The following is a 20,869-nucleotide window of genomic DNA, read 5'->3' on the forward strand; positions in this document are numbered from 1 at the left end:
TTAGTATATCAAAATCTTACAGGAATGTCAGCTTGGGATTGATATTTGCTGAATTTCTTATCCAATAACGCAAAGCGTTCGATTTCACGAAAACGGTGGAATCGACTGTTACTATACTCTCTGACAAAATCATCATCTTCTAGATTAAGCATGGTTTTCTCCTTTACTTATCTATTCGTAAGAAAACAAAAAAGATCCAGCCTTGGGCTAGATCTTGGTTGATTGTCAAAGCATGGGTGCAAACAACTGGACAATTTCCTTGACCAGGCTTTGATACCAGCTGGTTTTGATGGTGTGGGGATAAATTTCTTGAGAAACTTTAAAAATCTCTTCGAAGTCCCTTTCAATAGCGATGATAGACTGCGTTCTATAAAGTAAGACGGCATTTTCATAGTGGTGAAGCAAGCTCCGATAGTCAAAATTGATGGTTCCCACGGTGGCCACTTCTCCATCGACAAGCATTTGCTTGCTATGAAGGAATCCCGGACTGTATTCATAAATACGAACTCCTGCAGATAACAAGTCTGGATAAGCCCCTCGAGTAACTAGCTGAATAACCTTCTTATCTGGGATACACGGTGTCACAATTCGCACATCTACCCCTCTCAGAGCTGTATTTTTGATACTTTCAGTTAGATCGTAGTCAGCAATTAGATAGGGAGTCGTGATATAGACGTAATCTGTAGCTTGATTGATAAGATTTTGGTAGACCGTTTTTCCAACTTGAGCTCTGTAGATGGGTTTTGGTCCACTACTATAGGGAATACAGAGCCCCATCCCATCTTTTGGCTGATTTTCAAGATGGTATTGGTCAAAATCACTAATCTCTCCACGGTTGATATACCAGGCAGATAAAAAGAGTCTGGTAAAAGCCTTAACTGCCGGTCCATCCAGACGAATACCGCTATCCTTCCAATAACCAAAGCGTTCGATATGGTTGATATACTCATCAGCCAGATTGATACCACCTGTATAGGCAATTTGACCATCGATAATCATGATTTTACGGTGATCACGGTTGTTATAAGCAACGGTCAAACGTGGAATCACCTTATTAAATTTGTGGGCTTCAATCCCTCGACCACGAAGCTGGATGGTGTAATCTCCAGGCAAGGTTGCCATACAACCAATATCATCATAGAGAAGCTTCACCTCTACTCCTTGAGCTGCCTTTTCTTCCAAAATCTCCAAAATACTATTCCACATCAAACCTTCTTCGATGATATAGTATTCGAGAAAGATAAACTTCTCAGCTTTCTTGAGATCCTCTAGCATCTGATGCCACATACTTTCCCCAGATGCAAAAAATTGTGTATCCGTTCGATCATAGACATCGGCATTCGTATCCATGCTAAGGAGTGATTTGATAACTCCGTAAGCTGATTTGTCTTGTTCCTTTAACTCCAAACGGAGAGCTCTGCTATTGTCCTCTCGATCAACCATTGATTGGAGCTGCTTTAGCTGCTTCATTTCTTTTTTAGATAAACGACGCTCTCCAAACATGATATAGAGCAATGGGCCAAACACTGGCACAAAGGCTACTAACAGCCATGTTACCTTACTCTCAGGATTCATAGACCGATTGACAATCGATACAATGGTCGCTAAACTCACTAAAATGACCAGGATAATCCAGACAATTGGAGCCATTTGCCCTAGATAGAGAAATAAACCAAAGACGATAAACAACTCTGCCAACATGATGGTAATACTAAAACCATATTTGGACATGAGTAGCTGCATTTTTCTAGCTGTCATACATCCCCTTTCTTTTCTAACATTCTCCTTAACTGCTTGATAAACTAATGTTTCTACTAGTATACCTCAGTTCAGGGGTAGATAGCAACCGTTTACCTTTGCTCAAGTTCCAGTCGTTCCGTGTTTAGATGATTATTACAATTTCAGAGCCAACATATTGACCGTCATACCAGCTGCAGTCCCCATAAGGTAGACGACATCTCCCTCCTTGATAAGTCCATGCTCCAAAGAATAAGCCAGGCCAAACGGTACAGAGACTGACACCATATTTCCATAGTCAGTGACGAGATTGAGGTACTGATCCTCAGCCACACCTAGTTTTTCCATGACCAAAGGAAGAGCACGACTTGCTTGGTGAGGAATGATATAGTCCACGTCTGCCAAGGCTAGCTGTGTTTTTTCTTGAAACTCTTCAAACATGACTGGGATTTTACGAGCAGACAAGAGGAGGATTTTCTTCCCCTTCATGTCAAACATATAGTTGGTCTTCGTCGCTTCAGAGTACTCTTTTGGTTGAAAAGAAGTCAGACCTCCACGAATCTCCGTATCGTGAGCCCCTTCTGACCAAGTACGTTGGAGACTAGCAATGACCCCTTTTTCCTGATGACTTTTTTGGAAAATAAAGGCTGCTGCCCCATCACTAAAGAGTTCAAAACTTTCTTTTTGCTTGGGATTGAGCCCTAAACTACCAACCTCACTAGACACAAGCAAGACACGATTGTATTCGCCCGCCTCAATCAAGTGGGACATAGTCGATAGAGCAGAAATAAAGCTGGTACAGGTCGTATTGATGTCCATTGCTGGAATTGAGAGTCCTTTTGCCACGCGCTCATGAATCAAGGCAGCCGTACAAGGAATAGGCTGAACACCAACTGCACTAGCTGATACAAGGCAATTGATATCTTTAATATCCAAATTTGCATGTTCAAGTGCACGGTGGATAGCTCCTTCTGCCAAGTCGAGTTGCGTTTCTTCATTTTCAACTACACGATAACGGGTCTGGTCTTTAAATTGAACTGTATGCTTTGGAAGGCAAATGCCATAACCTGCGATTTCTACATGTCTTTTTACTTCTGTCATTGTCTTTCTTCCTTTCATAAACGTTGGATACGTTTGAGTTTACGGCTAATATCCCAGTGATAATCTGAAAATTGGATTTGAGGAACTATGAACTCTTTTTGCTGGGCCAAGAGTTGGAACTGTGCTAAAATTGCTGTCTCTACGTCCTCATCTCTTCGGCTTAAACAAACTTCCACTAATTTCTCGGAATGTTGCTTAACTTGGTAATCTCCTACATTCTCCACAAAGAGGATACAACGCCTGATAAAGTCTGGATAGATCGTTACCTGCCCGCCATTCTGCCCTTTAAAGTAGAAGATATCATCAGAGCGTCCTTCGACCTTGTCAATCCGTGTATAGTAGGAGCCACAGGGACAAGGCTCCGGATTTTCAACCAAGATATCATTGAGCTGGTAGCGATAAACAGGCTGACTGCTTCGTTTAAAGTCCGTAATCACTGGATAGAAACGGCGGTCATCTAGATACTGCTTTTCCACAAAGATAATGTCTTCGTTGAGATGCAGATTGCCAGCTGAGCAAGTGCAGGCTAAGAAACCTTCAGTCGCCTGATAAACTTGATCAATGATGGATAGTGAAAAGGCTTCTGCGATTCGTCCTCTATCACTATCTTCCAAGATTTCCGCCACCGAAACGATTTTTTGAGGATGAATGGCTAACTCTCCAGCCTTAAGACGCTTGCTCAATTCAATCAACATCGAGGCTGGCGCCACAATAATCGTTGGTTGATAGTTGTTGAGTCGCTCGATATGCTCATCTGTATGTTTGAAAATATCAAAATACTCTAGACGAATGAGCGCTGTATTGATGGTCTGATAGAGTTCATTATCAGCTCTCAGGAAAAAGGCGATGCGGTGTCCAAAAAGCTGCCCCTTGGGCAACATCTTTGCCAAGATAGCCGCAGCCCACATACTTCGCTCTTTCTCTGTTGTGATAAAGAGCCCCCGATGTCCAGACGTCCCTGAAGACAGACCGACGGCTACTTCCCCTTTAAGTTCAGTGAAGTCACGGGTCTTCTCACTTTCAATAGCTAAGGATAAGGCTTCATCACGATCCACTCCTTGGGTGTTGAGCTCATTGAAATGTTCCATCATAAAAGCCTTGTCCATATGGTCAAAGTTGCTAGGAACTCCATTTTTAAAGTAGGGCGACTCTCGCTTTAAAAAGTCTATATAGTTAGTTAATTGCTTTTTCTGATAGTTTTCTACAGCTTCTCGAGATTTGAAATGATGAAGCCATCGAGTTTGGATAAAGGTTTTAAGAAAGGTTATTTTTTTCATGTAAGATTGACTCTATCCTTTCTACAGGATCATGGCTAACAACTACCTCGATACCGTCCTTTAAGACTTCCTCCAGAAACTCTGTCCCCCTGATATAGTCAGACTTATTATCCTGAACAAAGGAAGGAATCAGGTGCATCTGCTTGGTGTAAGGTAAGAGATCAATCCCCCAACAGAGGTCCGCTGCAATGAGGAGATTAAGGTCTGGAAAATATAGACAGGCTTGCCCCCTAGCATGCCCGTCAACAGAGGCTACTAGGATACTGCCATCTCCAAAAAGATCACAAATTGGACGATAGGGAAAAGTTGAAACTTGCTGGTCAGCTCTGATAATGGTTAGATTTTTCTCAAAAGAAGCAGGTAAAAACTCCTTGAAAATCAAGTCTTTCAATTTGGGTTTTTGGTAGACTTCATATACTTCTTTTGTCAAGATAAAGGTTGCATGAGGAAAGAAACTAGCTCCTCCCAGATGATCTGGATGTAGGTGTGATAGAAGAACATAGTTAATTTCTTCTGGTTTGATTCCCTTCGCTTCCAGTAAACGTGAAATTTGGTCCTTCTCCGTCATTTGAACGGGCGTTCCTAGCCGATAGAAACCATAGCGAAGCCGGGTCTTAATATCGTAATGATAGCCTGTGTCATAGAGGAGATAGCCCTTGTCCCTGTGTTTGATAAGAAAAACACCTGCTGGAAAGGTCATCTTTTGATTCTTGACTCCCTTAAATAGCAAACCTGTGTAGCTGGTACAGTAGCCTGCTGGGAAATAATCAATGCTTTCGATAATCTTGGACATATTGTTCAATCCCTTCCGAAATACTGATTTGAGGGCGATACTCCAAGTCTCGCTCCGCCTTGCTGATGTCCAGCGTCTGACTATAACGGAGCAGATAATAGGTATAGCGTGTCAGAGGCGGTTCACCTTTGAGTTTCAAGACCTTATACAGAAACTCTAAACTACTAGCAATAACTGAAAGAAGAGGAGCTGGCACTTTTCTGTATGTTATTGGATAACCCAACTCTCTCAAGGTTTCTTCAATCAAATCCTTAAAGGTTCTTGATTCCCCATTGGTAATATTATAAACTTCGCCACTAGCTTGAGGAGTCTCTAGTGCCAAGCGAATTGCCAGAGCGACATTTTCCACACAGGTCATATCCATAAGCTGACGACCGTCTCCTATTAAGGGAATGCCAATCTTCTGACTGAGTTTGAGAACTCGGGGCAAAATACTGGTATCCCCAATCCCAAAAAGCCCACGAGGTCGTAAAATAATACTCGGAACATCGGGATAATCCTTAAACAGCTTCTCCGAAGCCAGCTTACTACGAATGTAGTTGTTCAGATTATTTTCCTGAGGCGCAGCACTTTCTTTGATAGCTAGCTGATCTCGAGGCGCAGCATAGATGCTAGGCGAGGACACATAAACCAAACGCTGAATACCAGCCTCTCGGCAAGCATCCAGAACATACTTGGTCCCTAAGACATTTGTCTGGTAGAAATCCTCCCAAGCACCCCAAACGGTAGAAAGAGCACCCGCATGCACAACCATGTCCATCCCCTGACAAGCCCGAGCTAAATCCTCTTGCTTGGTCAAATCTCCCTGAAAAAATGCCACAGAGGAGTTCTCTAAAGACTGACCCACCTTGCGATTGCGTCCAAAAGCGCGTACCTGATAGCCCTGCTGACTGAGCTCTTCAACAACATACTTGCCTAGAAAGCCCGTAGCACCTGTTACCAATACTTTCTTCATTTTTTACTTCTCCTTGTCCCCTAAGAGCCGATGTATTTCGCTCTTCAGAATCTCTGTTGGCTGATAGATTTGAGCTGCACGACTAAGTTTGTTCAAGTCTGCCCAGTCATCTCTAGCCAACAACTCATCAAAGGCGCGTCCAATCGCTTCCGTATCCTCTCGTTTAGCAGTCAAAGCAATCCCTGCCTCTAATCCACGAACTGCATAGTCATACTGATCATAGTCATGGGGGAGAATCAAGGCAGGCTTACCATAGATGATACACTGGTAAAAAATACCCGCACCACCATGATGAATCACATAATCCATCTGAGGAATGTACTCCTTATAGGGAAGATAGGATACCACAGAAACATTGTCCATGAGCTCTTCACATTGGAAGTCTTGTCCGCCAAACCCCAGAGTCACAAAGAAGTGGCAATCTGGATGTGCTTCTGCCAATTGTTGTGTCTGACAGAGGAGATTGTCTTTGGCCCATGCTAGCTGAGTGCCACAGGAGACAAGGACCTTCTTATAACCTGCATAAGGAGACAAATCGAGGGGATAATTTTCTGCCCTCTCAATCGAAGAGCCAAAAGGTCCCACCCAAAGGTAGTGCTCTGGAAAACCACTTTTCAGCTCCAACTCTTTCATCCCAATTCCCAAGATGGAATAGGGTGAATAGATGGTTTCCTGACCTTTCTGATTGTAAAGTTTAAAATCGTAACGTTTCAATCGTTCTCTCAATAAAAAGCTTACGATTCGTTTCCCTAAACGAGTCCCTTTTCTTCCTAGCCATTGCAGACCAGATTGGAAAGATGTTTTTGGACTGCCCAATCCTCCAAAGAAACAAGGCGGTCCATCTGTCGTTTCAATGGCAAACTGTGTCGCCATCGTGGTAATCCAGGGAATATTCAACTGTTCCGCAACAAGTCCTCCAGAGAGGGTTATAAAGTCCGCAATCACAATATCCGGTCTATTTTCCTGCCACTCTTGCACTAATTGATCTGAAACCACATTGATCAAATCAAGACTAGCTGACAACTGTCGATAAGCAGAAAACAGGTTTAATTGACCTTCATTGTTGGCTACACGCTCAAACTCATCTACACAATTTTCTAAAATGGAAATCACTCGGAATCCCATCTCCTCTGCTACAGTTTTTCGTTGCGGTCCTGTAAATAATCGAATCTCATACAAGGGATCCTTCAACAAGGGTGCAAGTAAATTCAGTGTTGGGAAGAGATGCCCACTTAAGGGTACTACAACCACATCAATTTTGATTTTTCTCATATGTCTAGGATAGCAAATTTTAAAAAAAAGAACTACCAAAATGATAGTTCTTTCCAATATTATTTATATTTTGAAGAATAAGTTCCTTCCACTCTACTTAGTCTTTAAAAAAGTTCTTTGTAGAGAGCAATGGTTTCTTCTAAAGTTGGCATAAATGGATTGCCTGGCGCACATGCATCAATCAAAGCATTCTTAGAAAGGTAGTCAAAGTCAAAGTCTTTTTCTTGGATACCGAGTTCAGTGAGTTTCTTCGGAATACCAACAGTTTCAGAAAGTTTCTCAATCTCAGCGATAGCATAGTCAGCACATTCTTGGTCTGTTTTCCCTTCAACATGGAGTCCCAAGGCCTTGGCCACATTGCGGAAAGCTTCTGGTACACGCTTGGCATTTTCACGTTCTACAACTGGGAGAAGCATGGCACAGCAGACACCATGTGGCAAGTTATATACCGCACCGAGTTGGTGAGCCATAGAATGAACATAACCCAAACCAGCATTGTTAAAGCTCATACCACCGAGGAAGATGGCATTGACCATACCCTCACGCGCTTCAATATCTTGGCCATTTGCCACAGCACGAGGAAGATACTCCTTGATGAGTTCAATCGCTCCGATAGAAAGTTTCTTGGTCACATTATAAGCACCTGGTGTTACCAAGGCTTCGACAGCGTGAGTAAGAGCATCCATACCTGTCGCTGCTGTCAATCCTTTCGGCTTTGAAAGCATGAGTTCTGGATCATTGACAGAGATGAGGGCGAGGCTGTTCTTATCAACCATTACCATCTTGACCTTGCGCTCTTCGTCAGTAATAACATAGTTAATAGTGATTTCTGCAGAAGTTCCAGCTGTTGTATTGATTGCAACCACTGGCAAGCCTTTTTTAGCAGACTTGTGAAGACCTTCGTAGTCCTGTGGTTTTCCACCATTTGTAGCGATGATAGAGATACAGCTAGCCGCATCCTGAGGAGATCCTCCTCCAAGACTGATGATGAAGTCACATCCATGCTCTTTCAGGGCAGCCACTCCATCTGTGACATTCTTGCAAGTCGGATTTGGCTCCACATCGCTAAAAATCACATATTCGACCCCTTCAGCATCTAATGGTTTTAGGACCTTAGGTAAAATATCACTGCCTTCGATGAACTTATCTGTCACCAAAAGGGCCTTCTTATACCCCAATTCCTTGATATACGGACCTACTTCATTTACAACACCTTTACCGATAAGGTTAACTGCCGGAACGTAAAATGTAGCCATATGCTTTTCCTCCTGCGCCTCTGCGCTAATTGATTATTTACTATAAGTATACGACCTTATAAGAAGTTTTACAAACATTTGTAAGCGTTTTAAGTAAAAAGTTAGTAAAGAACACCCAACCCTTTTTTCAAGAAAAAAGCTCCAAAAAGATAGCTTTCATCTCATTGGAACTTTTACTTAATCATTATTGCTTAGTTAATACCTCTCGGTCAGATGCCTCTCGGTCCATATCATCGATAATCAATTGATTACCATTAACCGTGTAAATTTTGACATCATCACCGATAATGACACGTTGATTTTCTGGCTCAAAGCTGACTTGCTTGATTTCCTTATCTCCATCTGGCTCGACCTCAGTCCATGTACCAGTTTTACCTGTTACAACAAGAGTGATTTGGTCATTCTCATCCTTTCCAGTATAGGTACCATCGATATTCGTAGGTTGAGCTACAGTAGTGTCCTGACTTGAGGATGCCTGCGGTTGACTAGCACTTGTCGTAGCGCTAGAAGATGATTCTTGTTGAGTAGATGATTGCTGAGCAGATTGCTGGGTAGGGGCTTGTGCCTTAGGTCCACAAGCTGCTAAAAGACTAAGAATTGCTAGGGAAGCAATAGAAAGTGTGAATGTTTTCGTTTTCATAGCGATTTCCTTTCTTTTGTGCCAATGTTTTGCTGGAATCGTTTCCAGATATACATCCTACCTACAGTATAGCAACATAAACCTAGAAGGTCAACTAATCTCGTCGCTTCCTACCAAACTCGCTCGGACTTCTGAGATAAAGTAGAGTGAACCCGTCACGAAAAGCAGGTCCTGATTATTGGCCCTTTCTTCAAATTCTCTGATAAAATCGCCATAGGAAGAAATCAAATCGTAACCTACCACATCCTTTTCATCCAGAGAGCCTTGGTAGTCAAAGCCTGTTATCTTAAGTTCCACCTCAGGCAACTGCTTAGATAGATAGCCTAGCATCCCCTGATAATCCTTGCGTTTAAGGGCGCCAAAAAGAATGCGAATTTGATAACCTTGCTGGATTTTCCCTTGGATAAACTCAACTAGACGAGTCAAGGCTGGCAGATTGTGAGCCCCATCTAGGTAGATTTGCGGACGAATCCGTTCCAATCGACCTGCCCAGTGGGTCTCTTGCAAGGCCCGTCTGACAAGCACTTCTTCGACCCTTTCACCTCTTGACGCCATAAACAGAAGAAAAGTTTCCAAAGCCAAGGCAGCATTTTCTTGCTGATAAACACCTTCCAAACTGATTTCAAGTTGTGAAAAACTCGCTAGGCTACTTGAAAAATCCCCAGCATTCAAGGAGAAGTCTCGCCCAGCTTGATAGAGATCCACAGTTAACTCTCTTGCTGTATTTTGACAGACAAGCTCCGCTTCTGGAGTAAGCTTGGCAATGACCGCCTTCTTGCCAGCCTTGAAAATGCCAGCTTTCTGCTCGGCTATTTCCTCCAGATTATCGCCCAAGGTCTCCTGATGATCTAGCCCAATGGAAGTAATAACTGCAATCTCTCCTGTTACGACATTAGTAGTATCAAGTAGACCACCTATCCCCACTTCTAGCAAAACCAAATCCACTCCCTGCTCTTTAAAGTAAAGCAAGGCAATCAAGGTCAACAACTCAAAGAAAGACAATTGATCATGCGTTTCTAAGAGAGTTTTCTCCATCTCTTTGACTTGGTTAGCTATACGGACAAAGTCTTCCTCCGCGATCGGTTGTCCATTGATACAGATTCGATCATGGATACTGATGATATGAGGAGAGGTAAAAGTACCAACTTTTTTACCATGAGCAACAAACAGCTCCCTCATAAAAGCAATAGTTGACCCTTTACCGTTAGTCCCTGTTACATGGATAATAGGATATGTCTTCTCAGGATTCCCCAACAAATCCACCGCTCGTTGCATTCGTCCAAGTCCAGATCTAAAGTTTAAACCAATCCGACTATGAAGCCATTCTTCTACTTCAAACATACATGTCTCCTTAACAAAAGTCCAATCAACTACCGCATCAAAGTATGATTACAAATAAAAAGCGAGGTCGGGACTAAAATCCCGACCTCTTACCTGGTTAGCTAATCACTAGCTACTATGAATTTCAACGTGGGCTAAAAACGTCCACCGGACGTTCCTGCGTTTCTAATTTCTGGCGCAGGGCTAAAAACATCCACCGGATGTTCCAACTCTTTCTAGTTTCTAGGAGTTGGGGTGATACAGCCTCCCAGACTGTATCACTCCTCCATAAAGCTGTTGAAGACTTCTTCAATCATGTTCCATTCGTCTTCTGAGTCTTCTGGGATTGGTTGCAATTCGCCTTCTGTTCCGTCTTCATTTTCGATGAATGAGTAAGCTTGGATTTCAACTTCACCATTTTCATCTTCTTCTGCGTTAACTGGCACTAGCAGAACATAGTTTTTACCAAATTCTTCTTTTCCATCAATGGTCAAAAGGATTTCAAATAAAGTTTCATTTCCTTGTTCATCAACAAGTGTAATCAATTCACGTTCTTCGTGATCATGGTTGTGATCGTGTGACATAGTTTCTCCTCTGTCTTAAAATTTTCTATCTAAATAATTTTGCAAAATCAGCTGAGCAGCCAACTTATCAATAACTTTCTTGCGTTTGTTACGACTGATATCTGCTTGCTCAATCAGCATACGTTCCGCAGCGACAGTCGTCAGACGCTCATCTTGATAGTCTACTGGTAAACCAAAAAGCTCCTCTAATTTTGCTCCGTAGGCTTGACTAGCTTCTACCCGCGGTCCACTGGTATTGTTCATGTTTTTAGGCAGACCAACTACAAAGCGTTCTACCTTATAGCTGTCAACCAATTCCTTGATCCGGTCAAAACCAAACTGGCCCTGGTCCTCATTAATCTGGATGATTTCAAGTCCCTGAGCGGTGAAGCCTAGGGGATCGCTAATCGCCACCCCTACTGTTTTTGAACCGACGTCCAATCCCATAATTCTCATAGATTATAGATCGACTCCTTGTCCCTTAAGGTAGTAGCGTACCAATTCTTCAACAATTTCATCACGCTCATACTTACGGATTTGATTTCGCGCATTGTTATAACGAGGAACGTAGGCAGGGTCACCACTCAATACATAACCGACGATCTGGTTAATCGGATTGTAGCCCTTGTCGTTCAAAGAAGCATAGACGTCTGTCAACGTTTCGCTAATTTCTTTCTTATTGGAATCATCCAATTTAAACCGTACAGTTTCTTCAGTAAATCCCATTCTAACACCCTCTTTCCTTAGAATAGTACTATTATAGCACATTCCCTGACGTTCTACAAATAAGTCAGTCGATTAATTTGGATTTTCTATTGTTCTGTCGCCCCATTTGCCACTCTATCTGCAATATATTGGCTAGGTTCGTTTTTTAAGAGATTTTCAAGGCCGATATTTTTTAAATATTCCAGCTGAGATGCCTTTTTGACATCCAATACTTGAAAATCATAAGTCGTTGTCGTCTGGATTTCTGTCTCGCTGAGTAGCTTGGTTTCCAGTTTGAATCCTGCTAGTTTGCGTGCCTCTTGGATGGTCTCATCCTTTTCTTCCGCTTCTAGAAGCGCTTTTTGCGTCTCCTCTAGGCCATTTTCAGAGATAAAGGTCTTGAGTTCATCCCCGACAGGTCGTTTTTGCTGGATGGTCAAGGTCAAAAACTGATTGCCTTTATAAGTAATGGTCTGAATCTGCTGCGTTCCATTTTCTGACTTCGGCATCAGCAAGGTCTTGGTGACAACCGTATTCTTTTCGGCATTGTCCAAAACGGGAAGGTTGGATTGGATGGGGTCAGATGCTGTTGTGGAAGCAGCAGGAGTTTCCTTTTTTTGCCCACATCCCGCAAGCAAAAAGAGGAGAGCAAAACTAGCAATTAGTAACTTTTTCATAATTCCTCACATGATTTTAAAACAAAAGAGCAAACAAGGCCAGGAGTCACTCCCAGCCTTGATGTTTTATAGAGCTGCACGTAGACGTGCTTCTGCATTTTCTACATTACGGACAGAGCGTGGCAAGAAGGCACGGATATCATCTTCTTTATAGCCGACTTGTAGGCGCTTCTCGTCAACGAGAATCGGACTCTTTAAGATCCGTGGTGTTTCCATGATTAAGTTGAGCACTTCATTGACACTCAAATCCTCGATGTCAACTCCAAGTGCCTTAGCGTAGCGGTTTTTTGACGAAACGATACTGGCAATTCCATTATCTGTTTTCGTGAGAATATCTAATAACTCTTCTCTTGTAATTCCTTCTTTACCGAGATTTTGTTCTTTATAACTTAACTGGTGGGCATTGAGCCAGGTTTTCGCTTTTTTACAGCTAGTACAACTTGAGACTGTATAAATTTTGATCATGTACCTACCCCTTTCGCTACATGTTACTATCAGTTTAGTCTATTATACCATAAAAAACATCCGACTTGCGACCTATTTTTAAAAAAAATTAACTTTTTTCGCGATTTTCGTACTTTTTTCTTGACAAAATCAATTTATAACCAACTTTTAAATTTTTTGATATACAATCGTTTCACAACTGTAACACTTATCATATAGAGAACGATAATCAAAAGCAAAAAGAGGAAATAAATTGGTTCCAAAGGGGTTAAATGAAGCAGGCTAGCAATTGAAGAGTAGGGAAGGAAGGTCACAAAACTAGCTGCTAGCAAGGTTGTTCCAAGAACAAACCATGATGGACGACTTTGTAAGAAAGGAAGTTTTGCTGAACGAAGCATATGGATAACCATGGTTTGGGACCACATGGATTCAATGAACCAACCTGTCTGGAACAAGATGATAAAGCCCGTTGCAGCCTCTGCTCCGTGAGCATAAGCTTGACCTGTCGCCATTGGAACAATGACAAAATAGAGTAAGATAAAGGTCAAAATATCAAAGGCAGAAGAAATCGGACCCATCCAAATCATAAAACGAGTAATAGACTTGGCTTCCCACTTATGGGGATGCTTCAAAAAGTCTTCATCTACATTATCAAATGGCAAGGCAATGCAAGAAAGGTCGTAGACGAGGTTTAACACAATCAAGTGAATCGGAGCCATAGGGAGGAAAGGTAAAAAGATACCAGACACTAAGAGTGACAGAATATTCCCGAAATTAGAGCTGACCGTCATCTTGATATATTTGGTCATGTTGGCATAGACTTTGCGTCCTTCAACCAGACCTTTTTCAAGCACCATCAAATCCTTATCTAGCAAAATGACATCAGCCGTTTCTTTGGCAATATCTACTGCTGTATCAACAGAAATCCCCACATCTGCCACTTTCATAGAAGGGGCATCGTTAATACCATCTCCCATATAGCCGACACAATGTCCATTCGATTTGATTTGTAAAATGATTCGTGCTTTTTGATCAGGAGAGAGTTTGGCAAAGACAGTCACATGTTCGACTGCTTGGGCCAACTCTTCATCCGTCATGGCGTCAATATCAGAACCCAACAAGATTTGATCAACGTCTAGACCAACTTTTTCGCAAACTGCTTGAGTTACCTTCTCATTGTCTCCCGTCAAGATCTTTGTTTGAACACCGTGTTCTAACAAAGCTTGGATAGCAGGTGCTGCGGATGGTTTTGGTGGATCTAGAAAGGCAAGATAGCCTGTTAGAATCATCTCTTTTTCATCTTCAACGGAGTAAGCAAAACCTTCTTTTAGGCCTGTTTTATAGGCAACTCCCAAGACTCGCAATCCCTGTTGATTAAGTTGATCTACTTCTTTTAAGATTTCCACTCGGATATCATCCGTCAAAGGACTAATCTGACCTTGATATTCCACATGGGTTGAAATCGCAAGCATTTCCTCTAGAGCACCCTTGGTTACCAAACTAACAACTTCGTTCTCATCCTTGACGATGACACTCATCCGTCTGCGTTCAAAATCAAAGGGCAATTCATCTATTTTTTGGAAGCTAGTATCCAAATTTTGTAGAATAGCGTGTTCTTTAGCTTCTTTTTCAGTTCTACTGATAATGGCACGGTCCATCAAGTTTTTCAATCCCGTTTGAAAATAGGAATTGAGGTAGGCCCGTCTCAACACAGACAAGTCCAAATCTCCATGTATATCCAAAGGATATTCAAGGACAATTTCGTCTTGGGTAAGGGTTCCGGTTTTATCCGTGCATAGGATATCAATAGCACCTAGGTCCTGTATGGCATTGAGTTTTTTGATGACGACTTTTTCCTTGGCCATGATAATGGAGCCTTTTGCTAAACTGGCCGTGATGATCATAGGAAGCATCTCAGGTGTCAATCCAACACCAACACTCAGTGCAAACACACCTGCTTCCAGCCAGTCGCCATCTGTCAAGCCATTGGAGAGAAACACGATGGGAACCATGACTAACATCAAACGGATCAAGAGCCAAGAGATGCTGTTCATCTCCCGTTCAAAAGAGGTCGGTTCGTCATAGGTATTGAGAGTCTGCTCGATTTCTCCCATCATGGTGTCATCACCGACCGCTAGAATCAAAGCCTTAGCACTTCCTGATATCACATTGGTTCCCATAAAAGCGAGCGCTTCTGCTTCTAGCAGACTATCAAAATTTGACTGACTCATTTTTGACAAGGCTAGTTTTTCAACCGAGTCACTTTCACCTGTCAAACCAGACTGTTGAACAAAGAAATCACGTGATTCAATTAAAATGAGGTCTGCTGGAATCATATCCCCAGCACTTAATTTGACTATATCTCCAACGACCAAATCTTCAATTGCGACCTCTAAACTCTGGCCTTCGCGGATAACTGTGGCTGTATTCACAATCATTTTTGATAGATTGGTCGCAGCCTTGTCACTCCGCAGTTCCTGGACAAAGCGTATGCCACCAGAGATTAGAACGAGAACGACGATGATGATAGAAGTCGTCGGATCTTCTTGTCCAGGCTTCGCCAACCAGACATTGGTCACCATGGAAATCATAGCGATGACCAGCAGGATGATTGTAAATGGATTGATAATAGATTCGTAAATCTTTTTGAGGATACTGTCTTCTTGACCCTTGGTGATGGTGTTTTCGCCATATAGGTCACGATTTTTCTCCACCTGCTCCTCAGTCAAGCCTGTTAGACTTGTCTTATAAAAAGATAAAGTTTCTTTTAAAGGTGTATGAATAGCTGTTGCTAATCTTTCTTTTGTAGTTTTCATTGGTTTCTCCTATCTGTATGAATGATATGTTTCATACACAGAGACCAATCACTTTATAAGGGCAGAACGACACAAATCAGCGATTGGCTGTGTATGTGCGGTTCTGGATGATCGTCAATTTGCATCGTTTGTCTCCTTTCCTTGTTCTAAAACAGTAGAAAATCCCACCATAAAATGGCAGGATTAAAAAACTAACTATCTGTTTTTTCGTTCAAGCTTTAACTCCATAGGGCGATGTAATGAGCTTAGTCTTGGCCTTCGCGACCAGGACTGTTGACCAACGAGTAGTGTCTCCACTGCTTTGCGGTAGTCATCCGTATCCCTATGGTAGCCTCACCTACCGTTTTCGTCTATCAGTATAAACCTTTAAAATATAAAAGTCAATGATTTATCTTAATTTTCTTAAATAACAATTAATTCCTTCGGCGCTAGAGTCAACAATTCACAACCGTTATCTGTAATCAGGATATCATCTTCGATACGAACCCCGTATTTACCTTCAATATAGATACCCGGTTCATCAGTCAAGACCATACCAGCCTTGATTGGCTCTTCTGACTTGCCAAAGTAAGGAATTTCATGGATATCCAGACCAATCCCATGTCCAATCCCGTGGCTGAAGTAAGGACCGTAGCCTGCATCGTTGATAATTTGACGAGGAATCCTGTCAAAATCGATCCGACTGAGACCAGCCTTAGCCGCTTCTATCAGAGCTTGATTGCTACGCAGGACAATATCATAAATCTCCCGCTCCTCATCTGTCACCTGTCCCACATGAACAGTCCGCGTCATATCGCTGACATAGTGATTGTAGTAGCAACCAAAGTCCATGGTCAGGGTTTCACCATTTTGAATGACCTTGTCACTAGCCACTCCATGTGGCATAGCAGAGCGGTAGCCCGAAGCGATGATGAAGTCAAAAGAGGCACCTGAAGCACCTAGCTGGCGCATACGGGCATCTAAAAAGTTCATAACGGCTAGCTCAGTCGTCTCACCGGGCTTGATAAAATCCAGTACATCTAGGAAGGCTTGATCCGAAATCTGGCAGGCCCTACGAATGGTTGCGATTTCTTGCTCATCCTTGATCATCCGCAGATTTTCAATAAAACCAGTCATTGGAACCAGCTCATGACCAGCAAACACACTTTCCAGCATCTTGAAGTAAGCATAGGAAATTTCGTCATCAAAGCCAATTTTTTCCAGCTTGTCGTCCGCTATAATTTTAGCAATTTCACCAACCGCATCTCGCGTTTCCACAATATCAAAGCCCTCAACCACGCCCTTGGCAATCAGGGTATAGCGCGCATCCGTCAGGAAAATCCGACGCGACTTGCTAATGAAAACTGTCGCCTCTGTCCCGCTGAAACCAGTCAGATAGTAGATATTCTTCAGATTGGTTACTAGGACAGCATCACACTCTGTCTGAGCCAATGCTGCTTCAAATTTTTCAACTCTTGATAACATGAGAAAACCTCCGTAAAATGATTTAATTTATTATAGCAAAAAAATACCGAAAATAATACAATCTATATAGCTAGGATTAGATAAAATTGACATTTGAAAGCGCTTAATGTATAATTTCTGTTAAACAAGAAAGAACGAGGTATCGATATGAATAAAACAGAATTGCTGTTACAAAGACTAGATGAGATTGGTCAGTCTCTAAAAGATTCGAACCAAGCACTAGCTTTGCTGGCACTTGGTTCTTGCGGAACAGAAAGAGAACGATTGGATCAGTACTCAGATTTAGACTTCTTTGTTATTGTAAAAGATGGCTACAAGCAGACCTATATCCAAGACCTAACCTGGTTAAGTAAGCTAGAACCAATTGCATTTCACTACCAAAATACAGTGGACGGACATAAAGTTCTATTTGAAGATGATGTTTTTTGTGAATTTGCTGTCTTTGAAGCTCACGAACTAGTAAACATTCCCTTCTCTGAAGGCAAGATTATCTGGAAGGAGGTCGGTTTTGATGAAACAATCTGTCAGCCACAAAGACTGCCATCAAAAGATAACAGAGACCGTGAATGGCTGTTGGGAGAAATTTTATGTAATCTATATTTAGGGCTAGGTCGCTATCAGCGAGGCGAAAAATTAGCTGCTTATGATTTAATACAAAACAGAGCCGTCAAGCTTTGGACTGAACTAATCAGTTTGGAAACAACTTCTAAATCTAATTTTATAGATATCTTTAATACCAACAGACGATTTGAAGAAGGTTATCCAAAGGAAGCCAAGCAATTGCCTCACTTTTTGCAAGGTTACGAACGCATTTCTGAGTCTGCTCAAGCACTCCTAGAATATCTGGATAAACACTATTCTCTTAACCCATTTATAAAAGAAAAAATTCGTGATTTATTATAAAAAAGACTCTGCCTAAAAAAGCAGAGCCTTTTAAATCTTATTTTAACTTTCCTTTCAAATACTGTCCTGTGTAGCTGGCTTCATTGGCCGCTACTTCTTCTGGGGTTCCTGTTGCGATGATAGTTCCACCACCAACACCGCCTTCAGGTCCCAAGTCGATGATATGGTCTGCTGTTTTAATAACATCTAGATTGTGCTCGATAACGAGGACTGTATTGCCATCGTCTACAAAGCGAGCCAAGACTTTAAGCAAGCGAGCGATATCCTCAGTATGAAGTCCTGTCGTTGGCTCATCCAGAATGTAGAAGGACTTACCTGTCGAGCGTTTGTGGAGTTCACTAGCCAGCTTCATACGCTGGGCTTCTCCTCCAGAAAGCGTGGTAGCTGGTTGACCTAGCGTTACATAGCCCAGTCCTACATCCTTGATGGTCTGGAGTTTGCGTTGAATCTTAGGAATGTGTTGGAAGAATTCCACCGCATCGTTGACGGTCATATCTAAAACTTGCGAGATATTCTTTTCCTTGTAGTGAACTTCTAGGGTTTCACTGTTGTAGCGGGTTCCGTGGCAAACTTCACAAGCAACGTAAACATCTGGCAAGAAGTGCATCTCAATCTTGATAATCCCGTCACCTGAGCAGGCTTCGCAACGACCACCCTTGACGTTGAAACTGAAACGGCCCTTCTTATAGCCTCGAATCTTAGCTTCATTTGTCTGGGCAAAGAGGTCACGTATATCGTCAAAAACTCCCGTATAGGTGGCAGGATTGGACCTTGGTGTCCGTCCGATTGGACTCTGGTCAATATCAATCAGACGATCGACATGCTCAATCCCCGTAATCGTTTTAAACTTACCAGGTTTGTCTGAATTGCGGTTGAGCTTCTGGGCAATGGCTTTTTTGAGGATGCTGTTGATCAAGGTCGACTTTCCTGAGCCTGACACCCCTGTCACTGCGATGAATTTTCCTAATGGGAAGCGGGCCGTGACATTTTGTAAGTTGTTCTCACGCGCTCCTGTCACTTCGATAAAGCGACCATTTCCGGCACGGCGCTCTTCTGGTACTGGAATGGCACGTTTACCTGACAAGTACTGGCCTGTAATAGACTTACTGTTACGGGCCACCTGCTTGGGTGTTCCTGCAGCAACAATCTCGCCACCAAAAACACCGGCACCTGGACCAACGTCAATCAGATAATCCGCCTCACGCATAGTATCTTCGTCATGTTCCACTACGATAAGAGTATTGCCCAAATCACGCATTTTTTTCAAGCTAGCAATCAGGCGGTCATTATCCCTCTGGTGGAGTCCAATCGACGGCTCATCCAGGATATAAAGAACACCTGATAAGTTGGAACCAATCTGAGTCGCCAAGCGAATTCGCTGACTCTCCCCACCTGACAGGGTTCCTGCCGAACGTGACAGCGTCAAATAGTTAAGTCCCACGTTATTGAGGAAGGTCAAGCGATCCTTGATTTCCTTGAGAATGGGACGAGCAATAATGGCTTCATTTTCAGACAAGGTCAACTGGCTCACCAACTCCAAATGGTCTGCGATAGACAAATCTGAGATTTCACCGATATGTGGCCCTTGCTCACCACCCACACGAACAGACAAGGCCTGATCGTTGAGACGATAGCCGTGACAAGTTCCGCAGGTCAGCTCATTCATGTAGAGACGCATCTGGGTACGGGTGTAGTCACTATTAGTTTCATGGTAACGGCGCTTGATATTATTGACAACTCCCTCAAAAGGAACGTCGATATCGCGCACACCGCCAAATTCATTTTCATAGTGGAAATGGAATTCCTTGCCATCTGAGCCATAGAGAATCAAGTTTTTATCTTCTTCTGACAAGTCCTCAAAAGGCTTATCCATATCCACTCCAAAGGCTGTCATGGCCTGCTCTAGCATATTTGGATAGTAGTTGGATGAGATAGGATTCCAAGGTGCTAATGCTCCCTCACGCAAAGTTTTGCTGGTATCAGGAACCACCAAGTCAACATCCACCTCCAGCTTGATGCCCAAACCATCACACTCACTACACGAGCCAAACGGGGCATTGAAGGAGAAGAGACGAGGCTCTAACTCTGGTACTGTAAAACCACAAACTGGACAGGCATAATGCTCAGAAAAGAGCAACTCAGAATCGTCCATAGTGTCGATAATGACATAACCTTCTGCGATACGAAGGGCAGCCTCAATGGAATCAAAGAGACGGCTACGAATGCCCTCCTTGATGACAATACGGTCGACCACGACATCGATATTGTGTTGCTTGCTCTTCGACAACTCTGGCACTTCGGTCACATCATAAACTTCCCCATCCACACGGACGCGGACATAACCGTCTTTCTGAATCTTTTCAATGACGCTCTTGTGTTGCCCTTTTTTCTTACGAATGACAGGAGCTAAGATTTGCAGACGTTGGCGTTCTGGCAATTCCAAAACCTTATCCACAATTTGCTCCACAGAAGAAGCCTTGATAGCCCCATGCCCGTTGATACAGTAAGGCGTCCCCACACGTGCGTAGAGGAGACGCAAATAATCATTGATTTCAGTCGTCGTTCCAACGGTCGAGCGCGGGTTTTTGCTAGTCGTTTTTTGGTCGATGGAAATAGCTGGGCTGAGACCATCAATAGCATCCACATCTGGTTTTTCCATATTGCCCAAAAACTGGCGAGCGTAGGCTGACAAACTTTCCACATAACGACGTTGGCCCTCAGCATAGAGGGTATCAAAGGCCAGACTGGATTTCCCAGAACCTGACAAACCAGTCACAACAACCAGCTTGTCTCTTGGAATCTCCACATCAATATTTTTTAAGTTATGGGCACGCGCCCCATGAATCACAATTTTATCTTGCATCTTTGTTCTTTCTAGTCCATTATTGCTTTCCATTATACCAAAAAATGTGAAATTCTATTACCCAAAAAGCTGTTTTTATAGTA

19 protein-coding genes and 1 riboswitch are annotated in these 20,869 nt (G+C 42.7%); of the genes, 1 reads left to right on the plus strand and 18 read right to left on the minus strand.

All coding sequences use genetic code 11. The features are described 5' to 3' along the window. Positions 1 to 8 precede the first annotated feature (8 nt). The 17 genes from CO686_RS10355 to CO686_RS08395 form a co-directional block, all read right to left on the minus strand. Positions 9 to 152, minus strand: coding sequence for a hypothetical protein (locus CO686_RS10355; protein WP_162837939.1), 144 nt, complete (start codon positions 150 to 152; stop codon positions 9 to 11). 73 nt (positions 153 to 225) lie between these two features. Beyond that, positions 226 to 1,758 (minus strand): cardiolipin synthase, encoded by a 1,533-nt coding sequence (gene cls, locus CO686_RS08320; protein ID WP_049500464.1) that lies wholly within the window; start codon positions 1,756 to 1,758, stop codon positions 226 to 228. A 135-nt stretch (positions 1,759 to 1,893) separates the two neighbouring features. Then, a complete protein-coding gene (locus CO686_RS08325) occupies positions 1,894 to 2,838 on the minus strand; it encodes a 3-oxoacyl-[acyl-carrier-protein] synthase III C-terminal domain-containing protein (protein ID WP_049500466.1) in 945 nt (314 codons plus the stop codon). Positions 2,839 to 2,852: 14 nt separating this feature from the next. Further along, positions 2,853 to 4,115: a F390 synthetase-related protein gene (locus CO686_RS08330; protein ID WP_049500468.1), complete on the minus strand. Its 1,263-nt coding sequence runs from the start codon at positions 4,113 to 4,115 to the stop codon at positions 2,853 to 2,855. Beyond that, entirely contained in the window at positions 4,093 to 4,908 is an 816-nt protein-coding gene (locus CO686_RS08335; protein ID WP_049500470.1) for an MBL fold metallo-hydrolase, read from the minus strand. The genes CO686_RS08330 and CO686_RS08335 overlap by 23 nt, the downstream gene beginning before the upstream one ends. Then, positions 4,883 to 5,863: an NAD-dependent epimerase/dehydratase family protein gene (locus CO686_RS08340; protein WP_049500472.1), complete on the minus strand. Its 981-nt coding sequence runs from the start codon at positions 5,861 to 5,863 to the stop codon at positions 4,883 to 4,885. The genes CO686_RS08335 and CO686_RS08340 overlap by 26 nt, the downstream gene beginning before the upstream one ends. A 3-nt stretch (positions 5,864 to 5,866) precedes the next feature. Then, positions 5,867 to 7,135: a glycosyltransferase gene (locus CO686_RS08345; protein ID WP_049550232.1), complete on the minus strand. Its 1,269-nt coding sequence runs from the start codon at positions 7,133 to 7,135 to the stop codon at positions 5,867 to 5,869. Between the two features lie 104 nt (positions 7,136 to 7,239). Beyond that, positions 7,240 to 8,391, minus strand: a complete 1,152-nt coding sequence (locus tag CO686_RS08350; protein ID WP_000190391.1) for an iron-containing alcohol dehydrogenase — start codon at positions 8,389 to 8,391, stop codon at positions 7,240 to 7,242. Between the two features lie 184 nt (positions 8,392 to 8,575). Further along, positions 8,576 to 9,031: an SP_0198 family lipoprotein gene (locus CO686_RS08355; RefSeq protein WP_000853132.1), complete on the minus strand. Its 456-nt coding sequence runs from the start codon at positions 9,029 to 9,031 to the stop codon at positions 8,576 to 8,578. A 90-nt stretch (positions 9,032 to 9,121) separates the two neighbouring features. Next, positions 9,122 to 10,372, minus strand: coding sequence for a bifunctional folylpolyglutamate synthase/dihydrofolate synthase (locus CO686_RS08360; protein WP_070837124.1), 1,251 nt, complete (start codon positions 10,370 to 10,372; stop codon positions 9,122 to 9,124). Positions 10,373 to 10,629: 257 nt separating this feature from the next. Then, on the minus strand, positions 10,630 to 10,935 hold the full coding sequence (locus CO686_RS08365; RefSeq protein WP_000017624.1) for a DUF1292 domain-containing protein: 306 nt from the start codon (positions 10,933 to 10,935) through the stop codon (positions 10,630 to 10,632). Between the two features lie 15 nt (positions 10,936 to 10,950). Then, positions 10,951 to 11,370, minus strand: coding sequence for a Holliday junction resolvase RuvX (ruvX, locus tag CO686_RS08370; RefSeq protein ID WP_002876031.1), 420 nt, complete (start codon positions 11,368 to 11,370; stop codon positions 10,951 to 10,953). A 3-nt stretch (positions 11,371 to 11,373) separates the two neighbouring features. Continuing rightward, the gene (locus CO686_RS08375; protein ID WP_000507059.1) at positions 11,374 to 11,640 is read right to left on the minus strand and encodes an IreB family regulatory phosphoprotein; all 267 of its coding nucleotides are present in this window, start codon (positions 11,638 to 11,640) and stop codon (positions 11,374 to 11,376) included. A gap of 86 nt (positions 11,641 to 11,726) precedes the next feature. Further along, a complete protein-coding gene (locus tag CO686_RS08380; protein WP_000734685.1) occupies positions 11,727 to 12,296 on the minus strand; it encodes an SP0191 family lipoprotein in 570 nt (189 codons plus the stop codon). A gap of 66 nt (positions 12,297 to 12,362) precedes the next feature. Then, positions 12,363 to 12,761: a transcriptional regulator Spx gene (spx, locus tag CO686_RS08385; RefSeq protein WP_000591165.1), complete on the minus strand. Its 399-nt coding sequence runs from the start codon at positions 12,759 to 12,761 to the stop codon at positions 12,363 to 12,365. Positions 12,762 to 12,895: 134 nt separating this feature from the next. Next, on the minus strand, positions 12,896 to 15,556 hold the full coding sequence (mgtA, locus tag CO686_RS08390; protein WP_096753716.1) for a magnesium-translocating P-type ATPase: 2,661 nt from the start codon (positions 15,554 to 15,556) through the stop codon (positions 12,896 to 12,898). Between the two features lie 195 nt (positions 15,557 to 15,751). After that, positions 15,752 to 15,903: riboswitch (M-box (ykoK) riboswitch) on the minus strand. A 55-nt stretch (positions 15,904 to 15,958) separates the two neighbouring features. Then, positions 15,959 to 17,020, minus strand: a complete 1,062-nt coding sequence (locus CO686_RS08395) for a M24 family metallopeptidase (protein WP_000952764.1) — start codon at positions 17,018 to 17,020, stop codon at positions 15,959 to 15,961. 147 nt (positions 17,021 to 17,167) lie between these two features. On the opposite strand from CO686_RS08395, the gene CO686_RS08400 reads away from it, so the two are divergent. Continuing rightward, positions 17,168 to 17,923 (plus strand): hypothetical protein, encoded by a 756-nt coding sequence (locus CO686_RS08400; protein ID WP_001043929.1) that lies wholly within the window; start codon positions 17,168 to 17,170, stop codon positions 17,921 to 17,923. A gap of 37 nt (positions 17,924 to 17,960) precedes the next feature. Here the strand turns inward: CO686_RS08400 and uvrA are convergent, their stop codons facing one another. After that, a complete protein-coding gene (gene uvrA / locus CO686_RS08405) occupies positions 17,961 to 20,786 on the minus strand; it encodes an excinuclease ABC subunit UvrA (RefSeq protein ID WP_001152859.1) in 2,826 nt (941 codons plus the stop codon). Positions 20,787 to 20,869 lie beyond the last annotated feature (83 nt).

Origin of the sequence: Streptococcus oralis (assembly GCF_002386345.1) — a bacterium.
In the GTDB taxonomy this organism is placed as follows: Bacteria; Bacillota; Bacilli; order Lactobacillales; family Streptococcaceae; genus Streptococcus; species Streptococcus oralis_S.

Excerpts from the sequence above, each read along its gene's own strand:
- CO686_RS10355 (WP_162837939.1), bottom strand. The coding sequence starts at position 152 with ATGCTTAATCTAGAAGATGATGATTTTGTCAGAGAGTATAGTAACAGT.
- cls (WP_049500464.1), bottom strand. The coding sequence starts at position 1,758 with ATGACAGCTAGAAAAATGCAGCTACTCATGTCCAAATATGGTTTTAGT.
- CO686_RS08325 (WP_049500466.1), bottom strand. The coding sequence starts at position 2,838 with ATGACAGAAGTAAAAAGACATGTAGAAATCGCAGGTTATGGCATTTGC.
- CO686_RS08330 (WP_049500468.1), bottom strand. The coding sequence starts at position 4,115 with ATGAAAAAAATAACCTTTCTTAAAACCTTTATCCAAACTCGATGGCTT.
- CO686_RS08335 (WP_049500470.1), bottom strand. The coding sequence starts at position 4,908 with ATGTCCAAGATTATCGAAAGCATTGATTATTTCCCAGCAGGCTACTGT.
- CO686_RS08340 (WP_049500472.1), bottom strand. The coding sequence starts at position 5,863 with ATGAAGAAAGTATTGGTAACAGGTGCTACGGGCTTTCTAGGCAAGTAT.
- CO686_RS08345 (WP_049550232.1), bottom strand. The coding sequence starts at position 7,135 with ATGAGAAAAATCAAAATTGATGTGGTTGTAGTACCCTTAAGTGGGCAT.
- CO686_RS08350 (WP_000190391.1), bottom strand. The coding sequence starts at position 8,391 with ATGGCTACATTTTACGTTCCGGCAGTTAACCTTATCGGTAAAGGTGTT.
- CO686_RS08355 (WP_000853132.1), bottom strand. The coding sequence starts at position 9,031 with ATGAAAACGAAAACATTCACACTTTCTATTGCTTCCCTAGCAATTCTT.
- CO686_RS08360 (WP_070837124.1), bottom strand. The coding sequence starts at position 10,372 with ATGTTTGAAGTAGAAGAATGGCTTCATAGTCGGATTGGTTTAAACTTT.
- CO686_RS08365 (WP_000017624.1), bottom strand. The coding sequence starts at position 10,935 with ATGTCACACGATCACAACCATGATCACGAAGAACGTGAATTGATTACA.
- ruvX (WP_002876031.1), bottom strand. The coding sequence starts at position 11,370 with ATGAGAATTATGGGATTGGACGTCGGTTCAAAAACAGTAGGGGTGGCG.
- CO686_RS08375 (WP_000507059.1), bottom strand. The coding sequence starts at position 11,640 with ATGGGATTTACTGAAGAAACTGTACGGTTTAAATTGGATGATTCCAAT.
- CO686_RS08380 (WP_000734685.1), bottom strand. The coding sequence starts at position 12,296 with ATGAAAAAGTTACTAATTGCTAGTTTTGCTCTCCTCTTTTTGCTTGCG.
- spx (WP_000591165.1), bottom strand. The coding sequence starts at position 12,761 with ATGATCAAAATTTATACAGTCTCAAGTTGTACTAGCTGTAAAAAAGCG.
- mgtA (WP_096753716.1), bottom strand. The coding sequence starts at position 15,556 with ATGAAAACTACAAAAGAAAGATTAGCAACAGCTATTCATACACCTTTA.
- CO686_RS08395 (WP_000952764.1), bottom strand. The coding sequence starts at position 17,020 with ATGTTATCAAGAGTTGAAAAATTTGAAGCAGCATTGGCTCAGACAGAG.
- CO686_RS08400 (WP_001043929.1), top strand. The coding sequence starts at position 17,168 with ATGAATAAAACAGAATTGCTGTTACAAAGACTAGATGAGATTGGTCAG.
- uvrA (WP_001152859.1), bottom strand. The coding sequence starts at position 20,786 with ATGCAAGATAAAATTGTGATTCATGGGGCGCGTGCCCATAACTTAAAA.